This is a genomic window from Algoriphagus sp. (assembly GCF_046296635.1).
Lineage (GTDB): Bacteria > Bacteroidota > Bacteroidia > Cytophagales > Cyclobacteriaceae > Algoriphagus.
Genome location: NZ_JBKBKZ010000016.1, coordinates 40,100 through 59,459, shown reverse-complemented (window position 1 = coordinate 59,459; position 19,360 = coordinate 40,100). Strand labels below are relative to the sequence as shown.

General features: G+C 41.4%; 18 protein-coding genes. 5 read left to right on the top strand and 13 right to left on the bottom strand.

What is annotated here, in order from left to right; genetic code table 11:
* Positions 1-85: 85 nt before the first annotated feature.
* Complete coding sequence (locus ACK4HU_RS12915; protein WP_409807370.1) at positions 86-2,104, top strand: ATP-binding protein; 2,019 nt, start codon at positions 86-88, stop codon at positions 2,102-2,104.
* Positions 2,097-2,729: a response regulator gene (locus ACK4HU_RS12910; protein ID WP_409807368.1), complete on the top strand. Its 633-nt coding sequence runs from the start codon at positions 2,097-2,099 to the stop codon at positions 2,727-2,729. Before ACK4HU_RS12915 ends, ACK4HU_RS12910 begins: the two co-directional genes overlap by 8 nt.
* A gap of 726 nt (positions 2,730-3,455) precedes the next feature.
* On the opposite strand, the gene ACK4HU_RS12905 is transcribed toward ACK4HU_RS12910, so the two are convergent.
* The 4 genes from ACK4HU_RS12905 to ACK4HU_RS12890 form a co-directional block, all read right to left on the bottom strand.
* A complete protein-coding gene (locus tag ACK4HU_RS12905; RefSeq protein WP_409807367.1) occupies positions 3,456-4,319 on the bottom strand; it encodes a nucleoside phosphorylase in 864 nt (287 codons plus the stop codon).
* On the bottom strand, positions 4,297-5,301 hold the full coding sequence (locus tag ACK4HU_RS12900; protein WP_409807365.1) for a rhodanese-related sulfurtransferase: 1,005 nt from the start codon (positions 5,299-5,301) through the stop codon (positions 4,297-4,299). The genes ACK4HU_RS12905 and ACK4HU_RS12900 overlap by 23 nt, the downstream gene beginning before the upstream one ends.
* A gap of 361 nt (positions 5,302-5,662) precedes the next feature.
* Positions 5,663-6,298: a NeuD/PglB/VioB family sugar acetyltransferase gene (locus tag ACK4HU_RS12895; RefSeq protein ID WP_409807363.1), complete on the bottom strand. Its 636-nt coding sequence runs from the start codon at positions 6,296-6,298 to the stop codon at positions 5,663-5,665.
* Positions 6,299-6,355: 57 nt separating this feature from the next.
* The gene (locus ACK4HU_RS12890) at positions 6,356-7,651 is read right to left on the bottom strand and encodes a DUF2851 family protein (protein ID WP_409807361.1); all 1,296 of its coding nucleotides are present in this window, start codon (positions 7,649-7,651) and stop codon (positions 6,356-6,358) included.
* Between the two features lie 65 nt (positions 7,652-7,716).
* Between ACK4HU_RS12890 and ACK4HU_RS12885 the strand changes: the two genes are divergently transcribed.
* On the top strand, positions 7,717-7,935 hold the full coding sequence (locus ACK4HU_RS12885; protein ID WP_409807359.1) for a hypothetical protein: 219 nt from the start codon (positions 7,717-7,719) through the stop codon (positions 7,933-7,935).
* A gap of 61 nt (positions 7,936-7,996) precedes the next feature.
* Here the strand turns inward: ACK4HU_RS12885 and pyrF are convergent, their stop codons facing one another.
* The 4 genes from pyrF to ACK4HU_RS12865 form a co-directional block, all read right to left on the bottom strand.
* On the bottom strand, positions 7,997-8,812 hold the full coding sequence (pyrF, locus tag ACK4HU_RS12880) for an orotidine-5'-phosphate decarboxylase (protein WP_409807357.1): 816 nt from the start codon (positions 8,810-8,812) through the stop codon (positions 7,997-7,999).
* 39 nt (positions 8,813-8,851) lie between these two features.
* Entirely contained in the window at positions 8,852-10,036 is a 1,185-nt protein-coding gene (locus tag ACK4HU_RS12875) for an ATP-binding protein (RefSeq protein ID WP_409807355.1), read from the bottom strand.
* A gap of 71 nt (positions 10,037-10,107) precedes the next feature.
* Positions 10,108-10,980 carry a YbhN family protein gene (locus tag ACK4HU_RS12870; RefSeq protein WP_409807354.1) on the bottom strand — a complete coding sequence of 291 codons (873 nt, stop codon included), beginning with the start codon at positions 10,978-10,980 and terminating at the stop codon, positions 10,108-10,110.
* Positions 10,981-11,282: 302 nt separating this feature from the next.
* The gene (locus tag ACK4HU_RS12865; RefSeq protein ID WP_409807352.1) at positions 11,283-12,257 is read right to left on the bottom strand and encodes a glycosyltransferase family 2 protein; all 975 of its coding nucleotides are present in this window, start codon (positions 12,255-12,257) and stop codon (positions 11,283-11,285) included.
* Between the two features lie 158 nt (positions 12,258-12,415).
* Here ACK4HU_RS12865 and ACK4HU_RS12860 point away from each other — a divergent pair, with 158 nt between their 5' ends.
* On the top strand, positions 12,416-14,038 hold the full coding sequence (locus tag ACK4HU_RS12860; RefSeq protein ID WP_409807350.1) for an ArnT family glycosyltransferase: 1,623 nt from the start codon (positions 12,416-12,418) through the stop codon (positions 14,036-14,038).
* Positions 14,039-14,095: 57 nt separating this feature from the next.
* Here ACK4HU_RS12860 and hpf read toward each other — a convergent pair whose 3' ends face one another.
* The 3 genes from hpf to rpsU form a co-directional block, all read right to left on the bottom strand.
* Complete coding sequence (hpf, locus tag ACK4HU_RS12855; RefSeq protein ID WP_409807449.1) at positions 14,096-14,401, bottom strand: ribosome hibernation-promoting factor, HPF/YfiA family; 306 nt, start codon at positions 14,399-14,401, stop codon at positions 14,096-14,098.
* A gap of 37 nt (positions 14,402-14,438) precedes the next feature.
* Positions 14,439-15,323, bottom strand: coding sequence for a tyrosine-type recombinase/integrase (locus tag ACK4HU_RS12850; protein WP_409807348.1), 885 nt, complete (start codon positions 15,321-15,323; stop codon positions 14,439-14,441).
* 113 nt (positions 15,324-15,436) lie between these two features.
* Positions 15,437-15,631: a 30S ribosomal protein S21 gene (rpsU, locus tag ACK4HU_RS12845; protein WP_409807447.1), complete on the bottom strand. Its 195-nt coding sequence runs from the start codon at positions 15,629-15,631 to the stop codon at positions 15,437-15,439.
* Between the two features lie 527 nt (positions 15,632-16,158).
* Between rpsU and ACK4HU_RS12840 the strand changes: the two genes are divergently transcribed.
* On the top strand, positions 16,159-17,274 hold the full coding sequence (locus ACK4HU_RS12840; RefSeq protein WP_409807346.1) for a hypothetical protein: 1,116 nt from the start codon (positions 16,159-16,161) through the stop codon (positions 17,272-17,274).
* A gap of 109 nt (positions 17,275-17,383) precedes the next feature.
* Here the strand turns inward: ACK4HU_RS12840 and atpC are convergent, their stop codons facing one another.
* Both atpC and atpD read right to left on the bottom strand, forming a co-directional pair.
* Complete coding sequence (gene atpC / locus ACK4HU_RS12835; RefSeq protein WP_409807345.1) at positions 17,384-17,629, bottom strand: ATP synthase F1 subunit epsilon; 246 nt, start codon at positions 17,627-17,629, stop codon at positions 17,384-17,386.
* An 85-nt stretch (positions 17,630-17,714) separates the two neighbouring features.
* Positions 17,715-19,217, bottom strand: a complete 1,503-nt coding sequence (gene atpD, locus ACK4HU_RS12830; protein ID WP_409807343.1) for a F0F1 ATP synthase subunit beta — start codon at positions 19,215-19,217, stop codon at positions 17,715-17,717.
* Between the last annotated feature and the right edge of the window lie 143 nt (positions 19,218-19,360).

Sequence of the window (19,360 nt, the reverse complement as noted above, 5' to 3'; positions counted from 1 at the left end):
AAATCAATTCAATCATTCGACAGACTTTTCAGTTCATTTCCAGTATTGACACTATATAAATATCCGTTTATTAATATCTTTAAGCATGAGTAAGTGGAGTACCATTCCTTTTTTTCTAATCTTTTTAGTCGCTGTTTTTGTCGAGGGATTTTCGCAAAAAAGAGATAGCCTCGAAATCATTCTCAAGCGTGACAATCTTTCAAATACAGATGAATTAAAAACCTTGGAAGCACTTTATGGTGAGATTCCTGGGGAAGATTCCATTTCTGGCGTGTACTTAAGAAGAGTTTTAGAGATAGTTAGAGCTCAGAAAGACCCAGAAAAATTCACAAAATGGGCAATTGCGTTTTATGGTTCCTATGCTCCAGGGACAAATTCCTATCGTGAGAAAATCCAAGTTCTTTTGGATGCGGCTCAATACGAATCTCAAATCACAGACGCTCGCCTCCGGGGAAATTTATACCTTAAATTAGGAGGGGCTTATTTCAATCAGTACGCCTATGATTCTGCTATTTATTATTACACTCAGTCGATCAAAAGATTTGGAGAAAAAGATTCCATTTACATAGCTGATGCAAAGTTCTTCACCGGACAAGCCCATGATTATCAAGGCAATTTACTCCAAGCTATGGAGAGCTATCAGCAAGCTAGGAATATCTATGAAAGCCTCGGAGACCAAGAATATGTAAATTTTGTGCTTGGAGGAATGGCGATTTTATTTAGTCGATATGGGATTCATTTAGAGGCTTTTGAGATTAGACAAAAGCTAATCACATACCATCTGGAAAATGGACAAAAATATGAAGCGGCTATTCAACTGTATAATCAGGCAGAGGATTATAGGAAGCAAGGCAAAATTGAAGAACAGTATGAGTTGTTTCAGAAAATTGAAGAAATGTTGCCATTTGGTCCAGAACGCAACTATTTTAAGGCGATGTTTTTCCTTTCCTTGTCCAATTATTTTGGTACAATTGGCAATTTGAAAGATCAGCTAGAATACTTTAATAAAGCCAAGCCATTTTTTGCGGATTTACCGGTATTCCAAATAAGAAACCCAAACATTCTCTATTCAGAAGCTTTAATTCAAAAAAATCTGAATAATCTCGGCGAAGCAACAAAACTTGCTGAACAACTTTTAGACTTCGCTATCGAATCTCAGGATTTGGATCATATCCTGCGTGGCTATGAGCTTTTAGCTATTACTTATTCAGGGCTGGGACGCGATAGAGAAGGTTTTCAAGTTCTTCAGAATTTAAACCAATTCAAGGATTCGATAAATTCGGCTAACCAATCCACCACTTTTGCATATTATCAGACCCTCTACGAGACGGAGAAAAAAGAACGGGAAATCCTTAATAAAACACAAGAACTCGAGGAAAGTAAGGCAAAATCAGCCGCAAAAACGCGCTGGTTTTTGGCCATAATCGTATTTTTAATTGCGGCAACAGTTGGAGCCTTTCTTTGGAAAAGCCTGAGGCAAACCAAAAAAGAAAAATCACTGCAGGAAACCTATTCCCGACAATTGCTCACAAGTCAAGAGGAAGAGCGGCTAAGGATTTCAAAGGATCTGCATGACGGACTGGGGCAAAGTCTGCTTCTGATCAAAAACCGGGTTGCCCTCCGACAGGATGAGAGCACCGGACAACTGCTCGATTCAGCGATATCGGAACTCAGAGCGATCGCCCGTTCCCTGCACCCCATGCAACTGGAGAAACTTGGGCTTGCTAAAGCCACCGAACAATTACTTGAGCAGATAGACAGAGAAACCGACTTATTTGTGAGTTCTGAAATTGAGGATATCAAAGGCAAATTCAATAAAGAACAGGAACTACATCTTTACCGTATCCTTCAGGAATGCTTAAACAATGTCTTAAAACATGCGGAAGCTTCAGCGATACGTGTAAATCTTAACGAAACCGACAATAAAATCAAACTGACCATCGAAGATAATGGCAAAGGTTTTGATTTTTCGGAGCGCTATCAGGACTTCCACAGTCTTGGTCTCAAGACCCTGAAAGAACGTACAGCAGCCATTCAGGGAGTTATGAAAGTAAGCAGTGAAAAAGGAAAAGGAAGTCAATTTAAATTCACAATTCATGTCTGATTCACCGACTGTTATTATCGCCGATGATCATCCCATTTTACTCAAGGGGCTTAGTGATTTTTTGGAAGACTTGGGTATTAAAGTCCTTGAAACTGCATCCAACGGTAAATTTCTTCTGGATTTGGTAAAAAAACTTCAACCGGATATTGTTCTGATGGACTTAGAAATGCCTGAAATGACAGGTTTGGAAGTGGCAGAAGAAATGAATATTCTAGGATTGAATTCAAAGAAAATTTTGCTTACGCTTCATAAAGAACTATATATCCTTCAAAAAGCAAAAGACCTTCAGTTCTCTGGCTATATCCTCAAGGAATTTGCTCTAACTGAACTTTCAACAGCGATAGAATTGATCAAAAAAGGAGGCAGTTATTTCAGTGAAAAAATCTGGGAAGCCGGGAAAAATCAAAATAGCTACCCAAGTTTTGAGCCCCTCACTCCTTCGGAAATTAAAATCCTTAGATTGGTTGCTGATGGGCTTTCAACGAGAGACATTGCGGAAAAACTATTTATCTCAGAGCGAACTGTTGATAAGCACCGGAGTAATATGATTTCGAAGCTAGATCTGGAAAAAAAGCATAATTCGCTCCTTCTTTGGGCTCAACGAAATCGTGAAATAATAAGTTAAACTTCATTTTTTATATTTTGAAGTTTAAAAATACGTATTTCTACGTATAGAGAGCTTCTCGTTAAAGACCTAACTTTAAACTGTTATTCAACCAATTTTTAAAAATGAAGATTTCGTCGCTTAGTGGTTCCTTTAAAATTATACAAACTGTAAAAAATCAAGATGAGCTTCTAGTAATAGGCACATGGACTGATTTAGTTAAAATTTTCGACAGCAGAAGGACATTCTGCATAGACAAAAAAGAGGGTACCTTTGGGATTTACCTTTGCAAACAAGAATGCCTTGAGCTTATGACCTATCTTGTTCAACATATCGATTACAGTGAATGGGAAGACTTTAAGCTGGAAAGCCCAAACTATCCGATGAAATATCAGCCGAGGTTTTTAGTTTAAAAAAGTTACTGAATAAGTCCAACCGCCTTTAAGCTATCTAACTCGAGGAATTGAAATTTCCTTGGTTAGAATTAAATGAATTGGATGGGATTGAATAAAAGTGAAATACAGTGAAAATTCTGTAGAAATAAGCCTTCCTTCGTCAGGCGAAAAAATAATTAGGGTTTCACAGGTGATTGGAGGTTTGTCCATTTTGGTGAGCCAAATCTTTGAGTAAACATTACCCGCAACCCAAGAACCTATATTTCAACAATTTTTCACGGAGCGAAGCGGAGTTTATTTCAACTGTGTATCTAAATTTCCTACTTTTCAAAATTCTGCTCAGTCAACAAACTCATTTTGTGAATGTGTCAAGCGCAAGTTGAATCAATCGATCTACGGTTTTTTCAGCCTCAGAATCAAACTTTTTCAAAGGTCTGTTCGCCACAATGGCATTCAAACTCAGCATTTGATGCCCAAGCAATTCACCCATTGCATAATATCCTGATGTCTCCATTTCGAAGTTGGTCAGTCTTTTTCCTTCAAAACGTAAAGCTGAAAGACGCTCGATCATTTGATCAAATCGAGGCTTTAATCGTACCTCTCGACCCTGAGGAGCATAGAAACCAGGGCAAGTCAAGGTTACTCCTTTGATAAAATCTTTATCCAATTTTCCCAGGAGTTGGGATGATGCAGCTGCTTGATAGGGTATAAATGAGAGTCCTAACTCTGACTGAACAGCTTTAGCTAGACTTTGATCTCCCCTCAATTCCGGATAGTAAACCATCAAGGTATCCATTCCAATTCCAATCTCAGATGCAAGCAAAGTCCCCACAGGTAAATCCTCCTGCATACTTCCCGAGGTTCCGATTCGGATGATTTGAAGGCTGGTTTTCTCGGCTTTTATTTCATGACTTTCCAAATCTACATTGACGAGCGCATCAAGCTCGGTCATCAGGATCTCAATATTGTCCGTCCCCATACCGGTACTCATGACTGTAACTCGCTGCCCATTTTTCCAACCTGTGTGTGTGACAAATTCCCGCTTATTTGTCTTGAAATCGATCTGATCAAAGAATTTGGAAACTAAAGGCACCCGATCCGGATCGCCCACAGTAAAAACAGTTGAAGCCAGATGTTCTGGCTTCAAGTGCAGGTGGTAAATGCTCCCGTCAGGGTTGATGATCAGTTCGGACTCAGGAATTCTTCGATTCTCCATGGATTTTTTGGGTTAGCTCTTTACTTGGCTTTCGCTGAAGTCCTTTGTAAGGATTATAGCCATTGGTGTTTTTTTGATAGTAGCCGGAGCCGTCGTAAGGACGTTTCTCCGGATTTTCCTTGCACTCAACAGAACAGGCGCCATCCAATTCCCAACCGCATTTTTCGCAGATCGCAAGATGCTCATTGCAAGTTGGGTTGGCGCAATTGACCATGCGGTCAGAGGCTGTACCGCAGACGTGACAGGCAGAAATAATCGTTGGGTTGACTTTGTTAACTTCGACAGCGATTCGATTGTCAAAGACGTAGCATTTCCCTTCGAAATCCTCGCCTCCGGCTTCCATTCCATATTTGATGATACCACCGTGAAGCTGATAAACGTCTTCGAAACCTTGTTCCAAAAGAAATGCAGAGGCTTTTTCGCACTTGATTCCACCCGTGCAATAGGTGAGCACTTTCTTATTTTTCAAGTGCTCCAGCTCTTTTACTTTCTCAGGGAAATCCCGGAAGTTGTCGATATCGAGCGTGATGGCATTTTTGAATCGACCTAATTCGTGCTCGTAATTGGAGCGAACATCGAGGATTACAACATCTTCCTGATCTTTTAGGGCTTTGAATTCCTCAGGAGCGAGATGCTTCCCAGTTTTCACATTTGGATCGAGGTGGCGAAGCGCAGAATGTACGATTTCAGGCTTGTACCGCACATGGATCTTGGTGAAAGCATGTTTCTCATGGTAATCGATCTTGAACTCGGTTTTTGCAAATCGCGGATCAGCCTGAATATAGGCCATGTACTTTTCGCAATCTTCAACCAATCCTGAGACGGTTCCATTCAATCCCTCATCAGAAATGATGATTCGGCCTCGGATATTGTTCTCGACGCAAAACAGGTGATGTTCTTCCCGATATTCTTCGGGATTATCAATTTTTGCGTAGCAATAGTACAGCAGGATGCTGTAGGGTTTGTTGTTTGTGTTTTCCATAACTAGTGCCCTGTTTCGGCAGGGTGTTTTTCGGGTTTATGATTTTTGATTTCAGATTTACGATGCAAATGACCGATGTTTTACTTCAGCATTCGATATTCATCATTCGATATTCATCATTCGGTGTTCATCATTCGGTGTTCGTTATTCGGTGTTCGTTATTAATTATTCTTTAAATATTAGCAGAAGAAGGAGGATCGAAGAAGCCTGATCAAATTTCTCTATTTCAAACTTTCTTCGCTTTCTGATTTCTCACTACTCACTTCTCAAACCTTCGAGGAGATTTCTCCTTCGTTCCTCATGCGAAATGACACCTCAAAGGTTACTCTGCCCCTCGTAAATCGTAAATCTAAAATCGTACTTATTTTATCTTCGCTGCCGGATTCCCAAAAACCGTTTCATTTTTTCCTACCGAGCCAATCACAACCGACCCGGCACCAACTCGGGCACCTTTACCGACAGTCACACCCGCCACAATCGTTACTCCCGAACCGATAAAAGCCCCTTCTTCGATCGTTGCCTCTGAATTGATAATCGATCCTGCCCCTATCTGCACAAAGTCGCCAATTACAGCCTTGTGATCGATGATCGCGGCCGTGTGGAAAATACAATGACTCCCCACTTTTGCGCCAGCACCAATCGTCACATTAGCATTGATGAAATTTCCGTGGCCTAAAGCGGCATCAGTTGAAATATAGGCTCGTTCGTGGATTGCGTTTACCGGTTGAACTTTCCGGTTTTCGATCAGCATTTCCACCAGAAACTTGCGGTATTTCACATCGTCAACTGCGACAAATGCCTCAGTTTTCTTTCCGATCAGTTTCAAGAAACCTTCATCTTCAGGATTTCCTAATATTGGAATATTGTTGATTTCCGTGCCATATAGACTCTGATCTTCGTCCAGCAAACCATACACGATGACTTGATTGCTATTGAAGATTTCGAGCGCGGGATGAGCGATTCCTTTTGCTCCCAGAATGATCACTGGTTTGTCCATGAATTCTATTGGTTTTGGCTTGCAAAAGTACGGGAATTGACTCGCTTGCGCAAAGCTTCATTTGGATTGGCCTTTGAGTAGGCTTTGTCCGATTTTGCAGCTCAGGCATTTTTGGGGTTGGCAGTATGTCCTGAAAAGCCCGATCATTCCTTGAGAATCGAAGGCATTTTCTGCTTTCCAACCTTTATCTCCATACTTACGGATGATGAAATTATTCTCCGCCGGAATCGTCTGCATCAGATCAAAGCAGCGCTCCTGCCACTCCTGCTGCTCGAAGTAGCGACCGTATGCAAACCATAGCGGAATCACAAAATTGATGATCAAAAGCTCCAAAGAGCTGCCTGACACACCTTTTGAAGCCACTTTTTCGGTTGGCTTACCAAAAGAATAATGATACTTCCAGTAGTCAGAAGCCGGTACCTGAAGTAGTATTTTGAAACCGGAAAACTCCCGACTGTCTTCCATCACTGCCTGCAAAAGGTTTGGTGCTTTTGAAAGGATCGCCGCCAACTGTGCTATTCGAAGTGTCGGGAAATTAGTTGGCCGAGCACCCATGAAAGTCCAATGCTGCCGAAGCATGGTCGATGTGAACCCAAATTTTTTCTGATAAAAATCATACTCGCTCTTCAGGTGAAGGACATAAGGTTCATCGGTTTTTTCGGGCAATAGACCTGCCTGACCTAGGAGCATCGCTTCCAAAGCAGAGACTTGGGTTCGGTGTTTTTGGAGGATTTTGTAGGGAACCAAAGCCGCCAATTCGCCCATCGGCTGACTGTTGATCTTGAACCCAAAACAGGTGAAAAGCCAACGGTAAGCCGTCTCCTCCCAATCTCCTTTGGTTTGCTCAAGAATGGTTAGAATCAATTGTGACTTTTCTAGCAGTCGCTCCACAAGTGCTTTTTCAAGTGAGGAAAACCGAATGATTTCAGGCACTGTGCCCAAGGCATGGGCACAGGGAAGGTCGGATTTGAAATCGAGCATTTGCTCATAATTTCTCCAGATTTCCAAATAGATTTTGCCTTTGAGCTCAATGGTTGGCAGCGGTGTTCCATCATTTCGGAGGACTTCCCGGTCATTTTCCCAAACTACATGAAGGATCACGGAATTGTAAGCCGGATCACCTCCATGGGCATGCTGCTTCCACTCTGAGGCCATCCGATGAACCTCAACATGTCCATGCAAGGAAACGCCATCCAAGACAACTGTAGCATCTCTGAAGTCCGGGCCTTCGCTTTGGTTGTGAAATCCAACCTGCATGATTTGGATTTTCTGACCATCTGTAGTCAGAAGCGATTTTTTGTCGAAGTATTGATACTTCCAGACAAGCTGTAAAAAATCTTCTTTGAAGTTCATAATTCCCAAAGACTAAAAGTTTATTGAAAATACTAACTTCAGACTGAAAATCAAGCGATTCAGTTATGAAAAAACCAACTAGGCAAATACAATTGCACAAAAAACCTCAAAAATTGGAAGTTCCGGTTCAAAAGGTCGATTCCAAAATTCCACTTTCAAAAAACGATAAGTTTTTCAAAAACCCTCAAGTAATTGCACAAGTGAAGGAAGGTATGGAAGACATCAAAGCTGGGAGAATTATTAAAGTGGAAATGCAAAATCTCGATAAATTTCTTGGTTTATGAGTGATTTACTCCTAATTACAAGAAGAAGGTTGAAATTCTTATCGAGAGCATCTCTCGAATTTTACAAGAATTCCTCCAACAACTCTTTCATCTCCACCTGAAGCTTTTGAGCTTCTTTTCTCGCCACTTTGGCAAAGTCCTTTTCGCTTGAGGCATAGATAATCCCACGACTGGAATTGACTAAAAGTCCGCAGGTTGAGTTCATTCCATATTTTGCGACCTCAGCCAAGCTTCCTCCTTGGGCACCCACTCCGGGAACTAAGAAAAAGTGATCGGGAGCAGCTTTCCGCACTTCTCCTATCAGTTCGCCACGGGTAGCGCCCACTACATACATCAGGTTTTCCGGGCTTCCCCAATCCTGACTTTTTTCCAGCACAGACTGATAAAGGGGTTTGCCTGCTTTGTCTTCGATCAGCTGAAAATCCAACGAACCCACATTTGAAGTCAGAGCCAACAGAATTACCCATTTGTTCTCAAATTCCAAAAATGGAGTCACCGAATCCTTTCCCATGTACGGTGCCACTGTGATCGAGTCGAAATTCATGGACTCAAAAAACGCCTTCGCGTAGAGTTTGGATGTATTTCCGATATCACCTCGCTTCGCGTCTGCGATGGTGAAAATATCCTTTGGGATGAGTTCAGCTACTTTTGCCAACGTCTCCCATCCTTTCGCTCCCAAGGCTTCAAAGAACGCAATATTGGGTTTATAAGCCACTGCAAAGTCTGCCGTTTCTTCAATGATTTGCTTGCAAAAGGAAAAAATCGGATCGGGCTCAGACAGTAGATGAGCTGGAATTTTCTCCAAATCCGGGTCTAAACCCACACATAAAAAGGATGATTTTTTCTGAATTTGGGAAAATAGCTCGGCTCGGGTCATGAGTTTTATTGATTTTGGCAAAGGTAGGGAAAATGGCATTTAACCATTTCCCCCTATTGATCTTATCTTTTGCAAAATCCTCACCAGCCCAATCGCATTGGCATTTTCCGACAGCGGGAATTCTTCTCTACCCGCGTAAACCAAGAATCGATGGGTAGCTTCCACATCTTCTGCAGCGATTGAAAAGCCCTTGGACAGCTTTGGACTAAGCGTTCGCTTGATCTCAATCGCCCAAAGCTGAGATCCCATCTGAACCACCAAATCTAACTCCGCCCCTGCAGAAGTTCGGTAAAAACCATAATCCGCATTCTTTGGCAAAACTGAAAGTATATGTTCAATCACCAATCCTTCCCAGCTAAATCCTGCTACTGGATGGGCAAGAAGATTATCGAGAGACCCGATTTGCAAAAGCGTGTGCACGATTCCGGAATCGCGGATATAGACTTTCGGACTTTTCACCAATCGCTTACCGACATTGCTCATCCAAGGCCGTATGGAACGGATCAATAAAAGGTCTTCCAATAACTCCACGTAGGATTTGACCGTCGGTGAACTCAGATCCAGACTCGCCCCAAACTTGGAAAAGTTGATCATTTGCCCCTGCTCATGTGCTAGCATCGTCCAGAGTCTTCTCAGGCGATTGGCTGGTACAAACTGCACAATCTGAGGAATGTCTCTTTCCAGATAAGTCGTGATGAAGTTTTGCCGCCAAGTCATGCTTGCCTTATCTGAACTCGCAAGAAAGGAATCCGGGAATCCTCCTCTCAGCCATAGCTTTTCCAGATTTTTCCCCTCGTCTCCCACTTCCAAAATGGTGAAACCAGGAAGTTCTTCGTATGCAATTCGACCCGCAAGTGATTCCGAGGATTGGCGTATCAACTCCAGAGACGCCGAACCCAAAATCAGGAATTGACAAGCTCGAAAGCCTTTTTTCCTTCTTCTGTCAATCACTCCCCGCAAGACAGGAAACATATCAGGCATCCGTTGGATTTCGTCCAAGATGATTAGTTTTCCTTCGTTAAGGTCAAAGTACTGCTCAGCTTCAGCGAGTTTAGAACGGTCGGATGGGCTTTCCAGATCCAAGTAAATGTACTCTTGATCAAAATGTTCTGCCAAGCTCTGCACAAGCGTAGTTTTCCCCACTTGCCTAGAACCTAGGATAGCAATAGCCGGAAAATCCGGCATCAGTTCTTCGAGCTTATGGAATAGTAATCGCTTAATCATCCTTGCAAATTTAAAATTTGATTTTAAATTTGCAAGGATGATTAATTAAAAAAGTATTGAATAACAGGTATTTATGATTTTTTAGTCAAATCAACTTTCACAAAGGCTCCTCCCAAGGAAACAGCCGCTGAAATCAAGAAAAATAGCAAGCTGAAAGCCACCGCAGCGGTCTCCTCAATCCCTGCATAAGTGTGGGCATAGACAAAAACCAATTCACGAGCACCAACTCCTCCAATCGTCAACGGAAGCACTGCCACGATAGACGACAGAAGAAACACCAATTGGTAGGCGAGGATATTCTCGGTTATGCCAAGAGACCTTAAAATAAACCAAGCGCAGACTAGCTGGGCAATTTGCCCGGCAAATGACCAAGCATTAGCAGGCCAGAATGAAGGCAAGAAGTCACGAAAGAAAAACTTTTGTACCAGCCAAAAAGCAGGAATTGTCAAAACCAATCCAGCTATCATCAATCCGTTCCAAAGCTGACTTTCCAGAAAATCCAATTGAATGTCAACAATTAAAAACAAACCAAAAAGCAGGAAAACGATCGCAACTAATCCTCCCAATCGATCCAACAAAGCAGATTTAATTAGCTTTTTCATCGGAGTTTTGAAGTGCTTGTTTAGTAAATAAACTTTATATCCATCGCCTCCGATACCTCCAGGAAGGAACAGGTTGTAAAACATACCGATCAGGTAAAGTCGCCAGTTTTGGCTTTCCGATAGCTTAATCCCAATGTTCTTGAAATACAGATTGAGGCGAAAAGCAGTGAACACTTTGCTCAACACAAAAAATAGAATGGCAGGAATCAGCCAAAGCCAATGAATGGATTTTGTAAGTTGGAGGAGTTGATTGGTGTCGATTTTTCGAAAAACCAGATACAACGCCAATCCTGTCAGCAGAAGCTTAAGGGCTGTTTTGAGTTGGTTTTTGAATCGGGTCAAGGGGGGTGAAGAGAGTTAAGGGTTAATAGTAAATAGTTAATTGTTAACTGTTAATTGTTAAGCGTTACCGGTTCTCGGTGCTGCTTCCGGAGAAGCAGCACAACTGGAATGTTCAATTTTCAATGAGCGACCTACTTTCAACTGCCACTGCCTACTTTTTTCAGCTTTCTGATTTTATACTTTTGATTTCCAGCCTCGCCTTCGACTCTAGTCATCCTGAGCACCTGACCAACGAGAGTTGGGAAGTACGAAGGATCAGGCTGACACTAATGCCTACTGCTAACTGTCACTGCCTACTTTTTTCAGACTTCTGATTTTACACTTTTTACTTCTTCTATTTTCCCTTGATAAATCGCCTTCACCGAGTACGTCTTTTTGTTCTGAGACTCAAAGTAAGTTCGAACGATGATCTCCGCGATGATACCTGTGGTAATCAACTGGATTCCTCCCAGAAGCAAAATGAACCCAACAATCATAATCGGACGACCCCAGATATCCTCACCCATGATTTTGATCACCAACAAATAGAAATTGATCAAAAAACCCAAGACAAGCGACATCAAGCCTAATCCTCCAAACAAGTGGATTGGTCGCTGAAAGTACTTTTGGAAAAAAAGCATCAGAATCAGATCCGCCATGACCTTGAAGGTCCTGCTTAATCCATATTTCGAAGTGCCGTGAATTCGTGGATGATGCTTTACATCTACCTCGGTCATTTTTGCACCTTGCTGCTTGGCTAAAACCGGGATAAACCGATGCAATTCACCGTAAAGTCCCATATTCTGAGCGATCTCAGCCTTATACACTCGAAGTGTACAGCCATAGTCATTGAGATAAACCTTGGTCGTATTTCGAATTACCCAGTTGGCGATTTTGCTTGGAATTTTGCGAAGGACAAAACCGTCTTTCCGCTTGGCACGACGACCAGCCACCACATCCCACTCTTCATCAATCGCCTTATTTAGCATGAAAGGAAGATCTGTCGGATCGTTTTGCAGATCGCCATCCATTGTTGCGATATATTCCCCGTTAGCCATGTCAATCCCTGCCGCCAATGCGGTCGTTTGACCAAAGTTCCGGTTGAAAATAATCAGCTTGGTTCGCTCATTTGCGTACTTTTTCACCTCTGCCACGGTACGATCCGTTGAGCCATCCTCAATTAAAATTACCTCATAATCGATCTCCGAAAGTGCAGCATAAGTAGCGTCCAAAAGCGGTTTGATATTTTCTTCTTCGTTGTAAACGGTGATAACAACGGACAAAAGTGGCTTTCTCATGGAGTAAAATTTGGTCAAAAATACCGAATAAACCTTCCTGCAGCAAAAATCAGCGAATTTGGTTTTCTGAGCAGAAGGAAATTTGGTTTGGAAAAGGGCAATAAACCTATCTTTGCGGCATGCTTGCCCAAGAGTTGCGAATCAATCCCTGGATCCTTATGATCGCCTTTGCCGTACTGGTGGGGCCATTTGCATTGAATTTTCACATGCATTATCCGGATGAGATCTATTATCGGGATGCGGCTGTCAAAATGCTGCAAAACGGTGATTACCTGACCACCTATTTGGGAAGTGGTGAGCTGCGATTTAAGAAGCCGATCTTGACATATTGGGCGGTTTTGGGCGGTTTCCAGCTCTTTGGAGTCAATGAATTTGGATCTCGAATTTTCTTTTTGCTCTCTGGAGCCATGACTGTGGGATTGACTTTTTGGTTAGGTAAAACCCTGTTTCAGAATGAAAAAATAGCGGGAATTTCAGCTTTGATTATGGCTGCAAATCCTGTTTTGATCCTTGCCTCGGGTAGATCCATTCCTGATGTTTTGCTGGTGATGACTATGACCTTGAGTGCTGTTGGTTTTGCAGGATTACTTCGGTATGGGAACGAAGCGCCAAAAAAATATTCTTGGATCATGTATTTGGGGTTGGCCTTAGCTTTTGAAGTAAAAGGCCTTCCCGCAGCCGCATTGGGAGTTTTGGGCTTGCTGTATCTATTGATGAATCCTTGGAAAAGAATTTCCTGGAAAACATTATTGAATTTTCCAGCTTTAGCGGTCAGTCTATTTATTGCGCTGTTTTGGTTTGTAGCGATGTGGAAAATTCACGGTCCAACTTACTTGGACAGCTTTCTGGAGGATCAAGTGGGAATTCGGGTTGCGTCAAGGCTTCTTCTGATTTTCCAAAATGGACTTCTTGCCTTAGTGCTGTTGATCGCCATGTTTATTCCTTGGGTGCTCTTGGTAATTCCTGCATCTAAGAATATCATTGTCAAATGCTGGAAAGAAAACGCAGCATTCTTTGGATTCGCCATTCTTTGGGGATTGGCGATTTTGGCGATGGGTGCAATGACGAGCAAGTTCTATGAACGCTATTTACTTCCTGTCGCACCTGTGCTTGCTGTTTTGTTGGCGTGGATACTGGTAAGGGGAGAATTTGAGTTGAGAAAAAATGGTTTAAAACTAGCCTCCATCCTATTTCTGTTCATTGCAGGACTTATTCTGACTGTTGGAATTTGGCTGGGGATAAAAGGAGAAACTCACTGGTCCATTTGGATTCAAATGGTCATTGCAATCATGATTTTTGGCTATTTGATTTTTTTGATCAAGAAAGAAGCAAAACTCCCCAAAGTGATTGCCTATACTTTTTTGCTGATCTTCTTTTCACTTTCCACGATCACCTATTATATTTCATTGCCACATCAAGGAACCCAAGTCAAGACTATGATCGATAATTTCGGAATCGATTCTGATTTGCCAATCGCATTTGTGGGTCATTTACACGCCGGCAGCAAAATCCGAATGAGTCTCGGCCCTGAATTCAATCTAATCGATCTACCTAATTCCGGTTGGGAAAATGAGATTAGCCAATTTCAAAATCTAATCATCGAGGACAGATTGCTCGACTCCTTAGATACTTCAGGATTTGAGGTAAGTCAGGCTTCGGTCAATTGGGATTCCAAGCAAATCCCTGAACTTTTGAAATTGTATGGGAAGTCTGAATTTAATTCCCTGCTGAATTCTAGCGGAAGAAAATATTACTTTCTAAGTCGAAAAAGTAGTATGTAATAGGATAAAAAATAAAACCCCCAGTTTCCTGAGGGTTTTGGTTAATTGCTTAAGGGTTTATTGTTTGACCAAAACTACTTTCTCTTTATATTTTTTTATTTGTCGTCTCAGACCTTCAATGGCTTCGTCTGCAGCAGCCTCAAATGAATCATCTTGATTCTTGGCAAAGAATTGCTTTCCTGGAACATTCAATTTGATTTCGACTATTTTGTTTTCATTCTTTTCGTTTTTATCGATTCTCATAAAAACCTCCCCATCAATGATTCGGTCATAGAAGGTGTCAAGTTTGTCAGCCTTTTTCTGAATGAAGTCGATCAATTTGCGATCCGCATCAAAGTGGATGGAGTGCATCTGCAGTTTCATAATGATTTGCATTTAAGTGGTTGAACAATTGATTTATTTACGCTTTGGGATGTGCCTGTTCAAACACATCCTTCAGTTTTTCCATAGAATTGTGAGTGTAAACTTGGGTTGCGGCAAGATTTGCATGCCCAAGAAGATCTTTAACGGCATTGAGGTCAGCCCCTTTATTAAGTAGGTGAGTGGCAAAGGTGTGCCGGAGCAAATGCGGGCTTCTTCGCGTATTTTGCGCAAAAAGATCCAAATAATGTCTAACGATCCGATAAATCAACATAGAATAGCCTTGCTCTCCCTTATTACTCACTATAAAGTAGGCATTCCCATCTATTTTTGAAAACCTTTCCTCAAATACTTTTTGGTACAAAATGATATTCTGTTTTAGTGATTTTGTAATCGGAATTATTCGTTCTTTTTTTCTTTTTCCTAAAACTTTTACCTGATCCTCTATCAAATTTATATCCACCCATTTAAGTCCGGTAAGCTCGGAAAGACGAACACCTGTCAGGTAGAGAAATTCCATTACCATTCGATCGCGTTGCCCTTCAAATGTAGGTTCGTAAACTCTCTCTTCCAGAACGGCCTCAATGGTCAGTTCTTGTACAAACTCAGGGAGTTTTTTCGGGTTTTTAAGTGATTTTAACTTATAAGTAGGGTCTGATGAAATAAGCCGAGATCGAAGCAAAAACTTGTAATAGGATCTCAATGTGGCGATTTTTCGATTGACGGAAGTAGTACTTAGCCCCTGTTCTACCAGGTCGATAACCCATGCACGAAGCTCAGCGTGAGTGCATTGACTTAGGTCTTTGATTTCAAAAGAAATACTGACAAAATCCTGCGCCTGCTCCAAATCAAAGCGATAGGCTATCACGGTATGCGGGCTGCTACGCTTTTCGTACTCGAGGTAATTGATAAATGAGTCAATCATCAATCAAAAGATAGCAGAAAAGCGGGAAGGTAGTTGTGAATTTATCAAAGTTTAAAAAACAAAAACGCACTTGTCTGAGGGACAAGTGCGTCTGTATTTGGAATCAAGTCTGATTACTTGGTCTCTTCGTCTCGAAGTTGTTGCTTGTAAGCAGCTTTGATGACTTGTGCTCTTCTTACGATAGAAGGCTTTGTAAATGCCTGACGGGCTCTGAGTTCGCGAACCGCACCGGTTTTATCAAACTTCTTTTTAAAACGCTTCAGCGCTTTTTCGATGGATTCGTTCTCTTTTACGTTTACAATGATCATAGTGTACACCCCCTTTCGTGGCTGCAAAGGTAAGAGAATAAATTAGAAATTGGAAGATTGTAAAATATAAAAATTAAGACGCTTCACGAGGAATATGAAAAGTAATTGTACCGTTTTTCCTTCACAAGCACACCCATTCAAACTAATAATTTACCCCCCCCTATTCATTTGACCAATCATCAGATTTTAAGCAAATTTCTTAGGTGATTTTTTGGACTTCAACTTCTGCATTCCTATTTTTAACTAAGCTAGCTTTTTAATCAATCTTTTAACTAAACAAAAAAAATGAAATGAAAAAAACGATGTTTTTAGCCTTGGCCGTACTGGGTATGGTCTTGGGTACTATCGCAGAAGCACGTGCAGCGCCATGCAATTATGTTGCATCTGATGGTTTTGGATGTCATGTTTATAATTGTCCGAGCGGATGTATTGTTTGGGTTTGTCCGAATCCAACAAATCCCGCAGGACCTCCAGGTGTTGGTGAATTTTGTGACGAATAATTAAATATGATACAGCGCTGTATTTCCATGATTCTAACAGTTCTACTGTTAGAATCATGTAACTCTGGTTTCGATCAGAAAAATGAATATGTACAATTAGAAGAATTAATTTTAATTGATTCAGTATTAATTGAAGAAAAGAAAGGGTTTTTGGCAAGACCTTCGAAAAGCACTCTATTGAATGACACCTTAATCGCTATTGAAAGTATGCAAGCTAAAGGTATATGGATAATCAATAGAAAAAATGGCAAAGAAGAAACAAGTTTATTAGATAAATCGATAATGGGCGTAAGTTTCTTTATCAGTAATTCGGATTGGTCCAATTACCCCGAGGTATATATTTTAGATGGGTTATCTTCAAATGTATATCATCTTAATCTTGAAAAAGGAAAAAATGAAACAGAGATTATAATAAATAAAATTCCTATCCAATTACCACAAGGTTTTAGTTTTAGGGTTTTTGCCGATTTATTTTGGTTTAGGGGAAACGAATTCTATATAGAACTGTCTCCGGATGGCACCCGCCAAACTTCCATTGATTTTTACAAAAAAGCAGGGAAATTTATTGGTGTGTTCGACCTAAATGGAAATTTCAAATATAGGTTTCTTGATTACCCACCCTCACTTACCAATTTGAAAGGATTTATAGAGCCTACATCTGTTTATAGTTTTGGTCGATTAAATCAAACAGAATTTGCTTTATCATTTCCGAGTGAGAGGCATTTGTTACTTATGGATAGCCAAGATACTACAGCAATAGAAAAAATCTCATTCCCAAAAAGTCAGTATTTTGAATTTGAATGGCCGTATCTTGAAGAAGAAGTAAGCCATGATATGGCTGCACCTAAATTATATCCTACTCCGCACCGTTTTGGAGAAATGATCTTTGATAAAGAGAATCTTTACCTCCAATCATTTATGAAGGACAATGTTAATTTTTCAACATTTACTCTTATGTCTCATATCATGAAGTATAATTTTGAAACCAAAACTTGGATAGAAAGTAGGAATCCGAAAAATTTCCTTGATCTAGGAAGATTTGCTGGGGTTTTAAATGACACGCTATATTTTGTAGAGGCTTCAGTTATGAATAGAAATGAAAAATACATCAAACGGGCAGTCCTCAAACCTATTGATGATTAACTCATTTTCAACTTTTCCAAAGTTTAGAACTTGGTAAAGTTCAACTGCTAAACTAAAAAAAGTCCAACCCTTGCGAGTTGGACCTTTCTTTATATAGTGGAATTGAAGTTTAGCCGATTACTTTCTCAGCCAAGACTACAATTACATTATCTTTTACTTCGACTACTCCGCCATCTACTAGGATAGACAGCTTGCCTTCTGCTGTGGTAAATGATACTGCACCTTTTGCCAAAGCAGATACGATCGGAGCGTGATTATTCAATACCTGAAATGAACCGTCAGCGCCAGGGAAACTGGCTTCGGACACTTCTCCTTGGAAAACTCGCTTCTCCGGTGTGACGATTTCTAACTTCATAGATGTTTGGTTATTGAGTTATTAGATTAGGAGTTATTGGTTTCCAAATACTTGTATCGACCAATAAGTAATAACCATTAACTAATTATCTTACTTCGGCAAGCATTTTCTCACCCTTGACAATGGCATCATCGATGCTACCTACTAGGTTGAACGCTCCTTCAGGAAGGTGATCCAACTCACCGTCCATGATCATGGTGAAGCCTTTGATGGTATCTTTGATATCAACCAATACTCCCTTCAAACCTGTAAACTGCTCCGCCACGTGGAAAGGCTGAGAAAGGAATCGCTGCACACGTCTTGCACGGTGTACGATTTGCTTATCCTCATCAGAAAGTTCCTCCATACCAAGGATAGCAATGATATCCTGAAGTTCTTTGTAACGCTGAAGGATCTCTTTCACTCGCTGTGCACATCCGTAATGCTCTTCTCCAAGGATATCAGGAGAAAGAATTCGGGATGTAGAATCCAAAGGATCCACCGCAGGATAAATTCCCAATTCGGCAATCTTACGGGAAAGTACAGTAGTTGCATCCAAGTGAGCGAAAGTCGTCGCTGGAGCCGGGTCAGTCAAATCATCCGCAGGTACATAAACTGCCTGCACAGATGTGATCGAACCGTTCTTTGTAGAAGTGATTCGCTCCTGCATGGTACCCATTTCGGTGGCCAAAGTAGGCTGGTAACCTACCGCAGATGGCATACGCCCAAGAAGTGCGGACACTTCAGAACCTGCTTGAGTAAATCGGAAGATATTGTCAATAAAGAATAGAATGTCTTTTCCCTGACCTGTGCCATCACCATCTCGGTAATATTCAGCAAGTGTCAATCCTGTCAAAGCCACTCGAGCACGCGCTCCAGGAGGCTCATTCATCTGACCGAAAACGAAGGTTGCTTTGGAGTTTTCAAGCTCCTTCAGATCAACTTTAGAAAGATCCCATCCGCCTTCAGTCTCTAAGGAGTGAACGAAGTCCTCACCGTAAGTCACGATACCAGATTCGATCATTTCCCGAAGAAGGTCATTTCCTTCACGGGTTCTTTCACCTACACCTGCAAATACGGATAGACCGGAATATGCTTTAGCGATGTTGTTGATCAATTCCTGAATTAAAACTGTTTTACCAACACCAGCACCTCCGAAAAGACCAATTTTACCACCTTTTGCATAAGGCTCGATCAAGTCAATTACTTTGATACCTGTGTAAAGTACTTCTGTAGAAGTAGAAAGGTCCTCAAATCTTGGTGCGGATCTGTGAATTGGAAGTCTTTTGCCGGCAGGAACTTGAGGAAGGCCGTCGATTGCCTCTCCTACCACGTTAAAAAGTCTTCCTTTGATAGCTTCGCCAGTGGGTACAGAGATCGGTTGACCCAAATCTCTTACCTCCATGCCACGTACCATCCCTTCGGATGCGTCCATTGCGATGGTTCTTACTCTGTCTTCGCCAAGGTGCTGCTGCACTTCCATTACGACTACCTGACCATCTTCTTTGGTCACTTCCAGTGCGTCAAGGATGTTTGGCAGTTTACCGCCTTCAAAGGAAACGTCCACCACGGGGCCGATTACCTGAGTTATCTTTCCAATATTTGCCATTTTTTGCTTGAAATGTAAAAGGGATCCGCTTTTTTAATTCGAGCGCAAAATTAAGCAGAAAAGCCTAATCCCAAAGGATATTTGGAAAATTAATCCAATATGGTTCAGCCAAATCTTAATGAGAACCGATACAAGACCCTAGG

Bases quoted from the DNA above. Each gene is read 5' to 3' on its own strand.
- rpsU (WP_409807447.1), bottom strand. From the start codon at position 15,631: ATGATCATTGTAAACGTAAAAGAGAACGAATCCATCGAAAAAGCGCTG.
- ACK4HU_RS12890 (WP_409807361.1), bottom strand. From the start codon at position 7,651: ATGAACTTCAAAGAAGATTTTTTACAGCTTGTCTGGAAGTATCAATAC.
- ACK4HU_RS12900 (WP_409807365.1), bottom strand. From the start codon at position 5,301: ATGGAAAACACAAACAACAAACCCTACAGCATCCTGCTGTACTATTGC.
- atpC (WP_409807345.1), bottom strand. From the start codon at position 17,629: ATGAAGTTAGAAATCGTCACACCGGAGAAGCGAGTTTTCCAAGGAGAA.
- ACK4HU_RS12860 (WP_409807350.1), top strand. From the start codon at position 12,416: ATGATCGCCTTTGCCGTACTGGTGGGGCCATTTGCATTGAATTTTCAC.
- ACK4HU_RS12875 (WP_409807355.1), bottom strand. From the start codon at position 10,036: ATGATTAAGCGATTACTATTCCATAAGCTCGAAGAACTGATGCCGGAT.
- ACK4HU_RS12905 (WP_409807367.1), bottom strand. From the start codon at position 4,319: ATGGAGAATCGAAGAATTCCTGAGTCCGAACTGATCATCAACCCTGAC.
- ACK4HU_RS12910 (WP_409807368.1), top strand. From the start codon at position 2,097: ATGTCTGATTCACCGACTGTTATTATCGCCGATGATCATCCCATTTTA.
- ACK4HU_RS12850 (WP_409807348.1), bottom strand. From the start codon at position 15,323: ATGATTGACTCATTTATCAATTACCTCGAGTACGAAAAGCGTAGCAGC.
- hpf (WP_409807449.1), bottom strand. From the start codon at position 14,401: ATGAAACTGCAGATGCACTCCATCCACTTTGATGCGGATCGCAAATTG.
- atpD (WP_409807343.1), bottom strand. From the start codon at position 19,217: ATGGCAAATATTGGAAAGATAACTCAGGTAATCGGCCCCGTGGTGGAC.
- ACK4HU_RS12865 (WP_409807352.1), bottom strand. From the start codon at position 12,257: ATGAGAAAGCCACTTTTGTCCGTTGTTATCACCGTTTACAACGAAGAA.
- ACK4HU_RS12885 (WP_409807359.1), top strand. From the start codon at position 7,717: ATGAAAAAACCAACTAGGCAAATACAATTGCACAAAAAACCTCAAAAA.
- ACK4HU_RS12895 (WP_409807363.1), bottom strand. From the start codon at position 6,298: ATGGACAAACCAGTGATCATTCTGGGAGCAAAAGGAATCGCTCATCCC.
- pyrF (WP_409807357.1), bottom strand. From the start codon at position 8,812: ATGACCCGAGCCGAGCTATTTTCCCAAATTCAGAAAAAATCATCCTTT.
- ACK4HU_RS12840 (WP_409807346.1), top strand. From the start codon at position 16,159: ATGATTCTAACAGTTCTACTGTTAGAATCATGTAACTCTGGTTTCGAT.
- ACK4HU_RS12915 (WP_409807370.1), top strand. From the start codon at position 86: ATGAGTAAGTGGAGTACCATTCCTTTTTTTCTAATCTTTTTAGTCGCT.